Source organism: Corallococcus sp. 4LFB (genome assembly GCF_046520365.1).
GTDB classification, from domain to species: Bacteria; Myxococcota; Myxococcia; order Myxococcales; family Myxococcaceae; genus Corallococcus; species Corallococcus caeni.
In genome coordinates this window covers 1-856 of sequence record NZ_JBKGHJ010001129.1, presented here as the reverse complement: position 1 = coordinate 856, position 856 = coordinate 1, and the positions used below count along the sequence as shown (strand labels likewise).

Annotated in this window: 1 pseudogene; it reads left to right on the top strand. The window is 77.2% G+C overall.

Annotated features, from left to right (window positions below):
* Positions 1-42 precede the first annotated feature (42 nt).
* Positions 43-856 (top strand): annotated as a pseudogene (locus ACLEQD_RS44510) (flagellar motor protein); the annotation flags it as partial.

Below are 856 nucleotides of genomic sequence, written 5' to 3'. Positions count from 1 at the left end.
CCCGACCCCGACCTCGTGCCGGCGGAGTGGGGCGACGCTTCCGTGTCCCTCACGCCCAACCCCGCCGAAGGGCGCCTGCGCCTGGAGGCCCGGCACGAGCAGTACGGCCGCGCGGGCTTCGGCACCTACCGCGCGCTGCTGCAGGACCGCGAGGTGGGCCGCTACCACCGCCCCCTCTTCGGCCCCTACGCGGAGCTGCGCGAACAGCTGGGCCCCGTGCGCGTGGGCCTGGACGTGTTCGCCGGAGGGCTGGTGGATCCCACGCGCGGCCTGGCCGCGACGCCCGCGCACGAGGAGCTGCGGGCCACCGGCGGCAGCCTCTACTACCTGGGGGGCGGCGCCGTCGCGGAGGGCTCCGAGCTGGTGCGCGTGGAGGTGCGCGACGGCGTCACCGGCCTGCCCCTGGGCGAGCAGCACCTCATCCGGGGCCGCGACTACGACATCGACTACCTCGCGGGCCGCATCCTGCTCGCGCGCCCGCTGTCGTTCCTCGCCGGCGCGCCGCTCCTGCGCACGGACGCGCTCACCGAAGGGCCGGAGCCGGTGCTCGTCGTGGACTACGCCGCGCTGCACCCCGGCGATCCGCGCGACTCCGTGGGCGGCGAGGCCTGGGCGCGCTGGCGCGACTCCACCGTCGGCCTGTCCGCCGTGCGCGAGCGCGGCTGGGGGCTCCCTTCCAGCTGCTGTCGGGGCGGGGCCAGACGAAGCTGGGGGGCTACTCGCTCCTCGCCGAGCCGCCGCCAGCCGGGGCCTCGCGGTGGCGTCGGACGTGTTCGGCGTGTCGGACGACGGCGGCCTGTCCTTCCTCCGCCCGGTGGGCACGAAGGACGACCACGGCGGCGCGGTGGGCCTGCGC